Below are 6,042 nucleotides of genomic sequence, written 5' to 3'. Positions count from 1 at the left end.
CCAAATAATTTATAGTTATTTACATATTATTATACCACAACAGCCCTTATTTATTTACATAAATTAATATAGTTAAAACAAAAAGAATAAAATCGTATAAATCTTCTTGCTATTCAATATATTATTTTTTATCTGTTCCTCAACTTTAAAAATAAATTATTCCATTACCAATTAATTCGATTTCATCGCTTTGTTTCGGATTTTGTTTTTTTACTATCCCTCTAAATAGCAAATTATATCTGGTATTTATTTTCAAAATTTTTGTTTCTGTATTTTTACGTTTATTTTGCCAATTACGCTTTCTTATACTCCTGCATTTTCTTCAAGACTTTTATCGTAACTAGTTAATTCATAAAAATCTATTAGTTATTTGAATTTCTCAGCGTATTGACTATCTGTGCCATATTTTCCTGTTAAAAAAGTTGCCACTTCTTGATAGTTTGTTGTTTTACTCTTCCAAGCACTCTGACAAAACTCTGAACTCCCAATTAATCCATCTTTTAATAACCTCGCATAATCTTCTAATGGTTGTTCATATGTTGGTATTGATGAAAAGCTGATTCGATTGTAAATAAAAAAAGAAAACAACGGACAACTTCCGTCATTTTCCTTCTTGTTTATAAATATTATTTTTCGTCTGGCACTTCAATCTTCTCAATTTTATTAAAATCATCTAATTCTGACTCAATCTTGATAATAACTTTGCCTTTATTGTTTTTTCCAATGATTTTTATTTTCATTTCTTGTACACTAAATGATTGTTTATCAACATTTAACCCTAGCTCAATTGTTAAATCCTCATTTGTGTCAAAGCCAGTAAATGAGACATTATAGTATTTTTTTAACATTTTAAATAATTTTTTATCATAACCTTCATACTTAAAATGATACACATCTTCGGTTGTTTCCATCTCAAGATCTTCAGAAACTAACCTTGCTATTTCTAAAGGAACACTATAATCTACTTGTTTGCTAAACTCTTTGGCGTCGACTTTTGCTGTTTTTTTCCAAACTCCTGGTCGATCCTCTAAGAAAGCTTTACCAGCTGTTACAATAAATTCAAAGTCATCTCCATCAGCACTAGTTAAATCAATATGATAGCTGTTATTTTTACGATCTACTTCTGTACTCATTTCAACAGTTGAACTATCTTTTTGACCATATGCACTTGTATTTACACTGATATCCATATCCAATGAATAGCTATCTACCTTTTTTTCCTGTTCATCCATCCGCTTAAGTACAGCGTCCTTTGAAAGTGGTTTACTACAACCCGCTAATGTAAATAATAAAACAATTACCAAAACAGCTTTTTTCATTTTCTCTCCCCATATCCCCAAGTTATTTACTCCATTGATTATTATACTAAACCAAAATCTAAAATACGACGTTTTTTCTAAAGTTATTCATCATACAAAATCGAGATGTAAAAGACTCACCGTTAAATAAGCTAGAAATAACTCGTGGAGTTATTTCTAGCTTATTTTTTATTCTACACTCGTATATTTCTAATCCAGCCGTCTGGTGCTGGAATATCGCCAAACTGAATCCCAGTCAGTTCATCATACAACTTCTGTGTCACTGGTCCAACTTGAGTCTCACTATAAAACACATGGAATTCATCATATGTTTGAATGCCTCCAATAGGTGAAATCACAGCGGCCGTTCCACAAGCCCCAGCTTCTTTGAATTGCTCTAGAGAATCTAGATATACATCTTCTTCCGCAGCTTCTAAACCTAGGTTATGCTCAGCTAAATAAAGTAGCGAATATTTAGTAATACTAGGTAAAATTGAAGGCGATAACGGTGTCACAAATCGATTGTCTTTAGTAATCCCGAAGAAATTGGCAGATCCGACTTCTTCAATTTTTGTATGCGTAGCTGGATCAAGATAAATACAATCAGAAAAGCTCTTCTCTTTTGCTTCTTCTCCTGGCAGCAAACTAGCAGCATAATTTCCGCCCACTTTAATTGCACCAGTCCCTTGAGGTGCAGCCCGATCATAATCAGAGACCACAAAATTCGTTGGCGTTAAGCCGCCTTTGAAATAAGCCCCTACAGGCATACAAAACACAGTAAATAGATACTCTGGTGCTGGATGTACCCCAATTCCTTCCCCAACACCTATCAGTAAAGGACGAATGTACAAAGTTCCACCACTACCATAAGGAGGAACATAAGCTTCATTTGCTCTTACAACCTCTTCTACAGCATGAATAAATTTTTCTTCAGGTACTTCTGCCATTAATAATCGCTTCGCACTTCGATTCATCCTTTTAGAATTTTCATCCACTCTAAATAGATTGATTGATCCATCCTTACATCGATAGGCTTTTAAACCTTCAAAGCATTGTTGTCCGTAGTGCAATGCTGCAGATCCTTCATGAATATGCAATGTATTATCTTCTGTTAACTCTCCATCATCCCATTGCCCATCTTTCCAAGTTGAAATATAGCGAAATGGTGTTTTTATATAGTCAAAGCCTAAGTTGTCCCAATCTATTGACATACGATCACTCCTTGTTTTCAGAATATTGTAACATATTTCCAATGGATTCGTTAATATTTTTTCATAAATAATGACATCTTTTTTAAAATTCAAGTATAATGTTAGAATACTCATTAGTTAATACACGCATGAACAAAAAGTTTTTAAAGAAAGTTGGGATTTTCTTGTTTATTTTTGGACAATCAGTATCCAGTACAACAATCGAAAGCACCTTGGATTCTACCCTTGATATTAAAGCCGTCACTGAAAAAAAACTCAATGCATTCCAGCGTTTTTGGAATGGAATCAATTGGGATCAGATTATTGCTACATTGATAGAAAAAGCTATTTATTTACTATTTTTGGTGATTATTTTTGTAATTCTTAATCGTATCGGAAAAGCTTTGATAGATAAAACATACGGTAACTATAGTAAAAAACAATCATTTAGCGAGAGTCGCTTAAAAACGTTACATACTTTGATAAATAATGCATTTCAGTATACTCTGTTTTTCTTTTTTGTTTATTCTCTACTAACAGTGATCGGTGTGCCTGTCGGATCTTTACTTGCTGGGGCAGGAATTGCTGGTGTAGCGATAGGACTAGGTGCTCAAGGTTTTATGAACGATATCATTACTGGTTTCTTTATTATTCTAGAACAACAAATGGATGTCGGTGATTATATTCGCTTGACCGCATTGGGCATTGAAGGCACCGTCACAGCAGTGGGTCTTAGAACCACACAAATGAAAGCCTTAGATGGTACGGTTCACTTCATTCCTAACCGAAATATCACAACAATAAGTAACTTGTCTAGATCAAATATGCAGGTTTTGATCGATGTTCGCATTGTTCCAGATGAAGGATATGATCAAATCACAACAATAATTACCCAAGTCAATGATGAATTAAAAGAAAAATATGAAGAAAGTATTCAATCTGGACCGACCGTTTTCGGAATGGTTGATCTTGGTAATGGTAACTTTGCTGTTCGCACGACCATGTATGTTTTAAATGGCAAACAAGCATTGATCAGAGAAGAATTCTTGGCGCAATATGTTAAGAAATTATCTGAAGCGAACTTTACCATTCCAAATACACCTATCACTTTAAAATAAAGAATCATACACTCATAGTTTGATCATATGCTAAACGAGAAAAAACTGGACAAAACAGCTTTTTCTCGTTTATTAACATCTAAAAGAATTTAAAACAAGAATTATTTACTTATCCAACGCTTTTAAAAACTTGCTGATATTTTTTACAGCAAAAGGAATGGCTTCTTCCTTAGGTTCAAATTTTGCTGAGTGTAGACCATATGGACTATCAACACCTAACCAAAACATCGTTCCTGGAACTTTAGATAATAAATAACCAAAGTCTTCCCCTGTCATTGCAACTTCTGCCTCTTTAAATATGACTTCTGGCGTATGTTTCATAAAGGTCATGAATTTCTCTGTGGTTTCCTTATCATTGATAACAGGTACATATCCTTTTTGGTCTAAAAATACATCCACTTCACAGTTGAATGACTTCGCAATTCCTTCGCAGATTTCATTGATTCTGAGTTGTGTTAGTTGGTTCATCTCTTCAGTAAGCGTACGAATTGTTCCAGAAATTTTAGCAATACCAGCAATTACATTTGTTGCTGTACCAGCATTGAACGTACCAAAGGTAACAACTGCACCTTCAATTGGATTGACGTTACGGCTGACAATTGTTTGAACTTGCTGAACCAAACTCATCCCTGCTACGATCATATCATTGGAATTATGAGGAAATGCCGCATGACCACCTTTTCCTGTTAAAGTGATTTGAACCTCACAAGTAGCCGCAAATAGTGTGCCGACTCTCGTTGCAATCGTGCCAACTGGTAAATCTGGATTAACATGGAGTCCATAAAATTCATCTGGCAGCCAAGATCCAAAGGCACCAGCTTCATACATCAACATTCCCCCAGCTTCATTTTCTTCAGCCGGTTGAAAAAGAAATAAATAATTATTTTTAGGTTGTTCTATCGTTAATTGTTCTAATAAACCCAAAGCAATCGTCATATGAAAGTCATGACCGCATGCATGCATTTTACCCATATGAATTGATGTAAAATCTGAGTCAACTTCTTCTGTGATAGGCAAACCATCTATATCTGCACGCCAACCAATTGTTTTTTCAGGCACACTTCCGTGAACAAAAATTAAAATTCCTGTCTGCCAAGTTTTAATTTCCATATAATCTTTAGTTATCGACTTGATAATCTCTAATAATAATTTTTGTGTCTTTACTTCTTCCAAACCAATTTCAGGTATCTGATGTAACTGTCTACGAATCTCTATCAATTGTTCTTGGATCACTATTCATCTGCCTCTTTTCTATTTTCCTATAACTTATTGTTCTATAAAAAAATTATTCTGTCAATCTATCGTTAAGAAAAACCATGACATTTATTAAACAAGTTAAGTAAAATTGACGCATTACAAATACTGTGAAAAGGTTGTAGCAAATACAGTGAGTTTTTCCAAATCGATTCCTTTTAACTTATTTTTCTCACTCACAGGAACCCAAGATGGTTTATATCCACCAAAGGAAACAATATCGATCGCATGCTTTCTAATCTCTTCTGGAATACTGTCTTTGATTACATCATCAGTTGTTTTTGGCTTAGAATTACATAAAAAACACGCACAGATTTTGGTCATTAGAATCGGTTGATTCTTTTTCAAAAAGTCTCTAATCGGTTTATACATTTTATCATTACGAACACCTGCACCAACGATGATATGGGTAAAATTTTCTAAATCTGGTACTTCTTGGTCGATGTTTATGATCACAGAATCGATGATTTTTTTTTCTAGAAGTTCAGCGCATTCTCTCGATGCACCAGATTTTGTTCCGTAAATAATCAATGTTTTCATTTTTTATCCTCGATTCTTTCTTTGCTTTACATATTACGTTGTGCTTGCTATGATGTAATTCATAAAAATATATTTTGATAAAAAAGAATCTCGTTTAACGAGATATTTTAAGAATAAAGCGAGGGAACACATTTGTCAAACAATCAAACCAATTCAAATAGCTCACCAGCAGCACAACAACTCACCTCCTTATTACGAGGTTTTGGCTCACGATCGATCTTACATCAGCAAGCAATTGTTCATTCGTTGGGAATATCACCAAATGACTTTATCTCTATTGATTTATTGAATGAATTAGGTCCCCTGACAGCTGGTGAATTAGCTGAACATACAGGTTTATCAACTGGAACGATCACTGCTTTGATCGATCGTTTGGAAAAAAACGGTTATGCTCGCCGAGAAAAAGACCCAAATGACCGTAGACGAGTAATTATTGTACCTACTTATGAAGATAAAGAAGAAATTCAAAAAGCCTATATGCCGTTAGATTCAGCTATGAATGCCTTAGCTCAGGAATATTCTGAAAAAGAGCTAGAAAATATTAATCATTTTTTAGAAAAAGCTGTATTAGTTTTAGATGAACAGTTACAAAATAAATAATCAAAATGCTTTTTTGTATAGAAAAAGTGATTATGGCATAAC

At 33.8% G+C, this 6,042-nt stretch carries 7 protein-coding genes; 2 read left to right on the top strand and 5 right to left on the bottom strand.

What is annotated here, in order from left to right; translation table 11 throughout:
- Positions 1–366: 366 nt before the first annotated feature.
- The 3 genes from JZO69_RS16420 to JZO69_RS16410 all read right to left on the bottom strand — a co-directional run bounded on the left by JZO69_RS16420 (position 367) and on the right by JZO69_RS16410 (position 2,623).
- The gene (locus tag JZO69_RS16420) at positions 367–588 is read right to left on the bottom strand and encodes a hypothetical protein (protein ID WP_207113887.1); all 222 of its coding nucleotides are present in this window, start codon (positions 586–588) and stop codon (positions 367–369) included.
- Between the two features lie 38 nt (positions 589–626).
- Positions 627–1,319 (bottom strand): membrane lipoprotein lipid attachment site-containing protein, encoded by a 693-nt coding sequence (locus JZO69_RS16415; RefSeq protein WP_207113886.1) that lies wholly within the window; start codon positions 1,317–1,319, stop codon positions 627–629.
- Positions 1,320–1,492: 173 nt separating this feature from the next.
- Entirely contained in the window at positions 1,493–2,623 is a 1,131-nt protein-coding gene (locus JZO69_RS16410; protein WP_277989644.1) for a branched-chain amino acid aminotransferase, read from the bottom strand.
- Positions 2,624–2,673: 50 nt separating this feature from the next.
- Between JZO69_RS16410 and JZO69_RS16405 the strand changes: the two genes are divergently transcribed.
- Entirely contained in the window at positions 2,674–3,606 is a 933-nt protein-coding gene (locus JZO69_RS16405) for a mechanosensitive ion channel family protein (protein ID WP_207113889.1), read from the top strand.
- Positions 3,607–3,711: 105 nt separating this feature from the next.
- On the opposite strand, the gene JZO69_RS16400 is transcribed toward JZO69_RS16405, so the two are convergent.
- Both JZO69_RS16400 and JZO69_RS16395 read right to left on the bottom strand, forming a co-directional pair.
- On the bottom strand, positions 3,712–4,839 hold the full coding sequence (locus tag JZO69_RS16400; RefSeq protein WP_430733264.1) for an N-acetyldiaminopimelate deacetylase: 1,128 nt from the start codon (positions 4,837–4,839) through the stop codon (positions 3,712–3,714).
- A 120-nt stretch (positions 4,840–4,959) separates the two neighbouring features.
- Entirely contained in the window at positions 4,960–5,400 is a 441-nt protein-coding gene (locus JZO69_RS16395) for a flavodoxin domain-containing protein (protein WP_207113884.1), read from the bottom strand.
- Between the two features lie 132 nt (positions 5,401–5,532).
- On the opposite strand from JZO69_RS16395, the gene JZO69_RS16390 reads away from it, so the two are divergent.
- Complete coding sequence (locus JZO69_RS16390; RefSeq protein ID WP_207113883.1) at positions 5,533–6,000, top strand: MarR family winged helix-turn-helix transcriptional regulator; 468 nt, start codon at positions 5,533–5,535, stop codon at positions 5,998–6,000.
- The last annotated feature ends 42 nt before the right edge of the window (positions 6,001–6,042 follow it).

Origin of the sequence: Candidatus Enterococcus ikei, assembly GCF_017316105.1 — a bacterium.
Taxonomy (GTDB): Bacteria; Bacillota; Bacilli; order Lactobacillales; family Enterococcaceae; genus Enterococcus_L; species Enterococcus_L ikei.
This window is presented reverse-complemented; position numbering and strand designations above follow the sequence as displayed.

What these genes read in the sequence shown, in the direction of transcription:
- JZO69_RS16415 (WP_207113886.1), bottom strand. Translation starts at nt 1,319, where the DNA reads ATGAAAAAAGCTGTTTTGGTAATTGTTTTATTATTTACATTAGCGGGT.
- JZO69_RS16410 (WP_277989644.1), bottom strand. Translation starts at nt 2,623, where the DNA reads ATGAGTATTCTAACATTATACTTGAATTTTAAAAAAGATGTCATTATT.
- JZO69_RS16395 (WP_207113884.1), bottom strand. Translation starts at nt 5,400, where the DNA reads ATGAAAACATTGATTATTTACGGAACAAAATCTGGTGCATCGAGAGAA.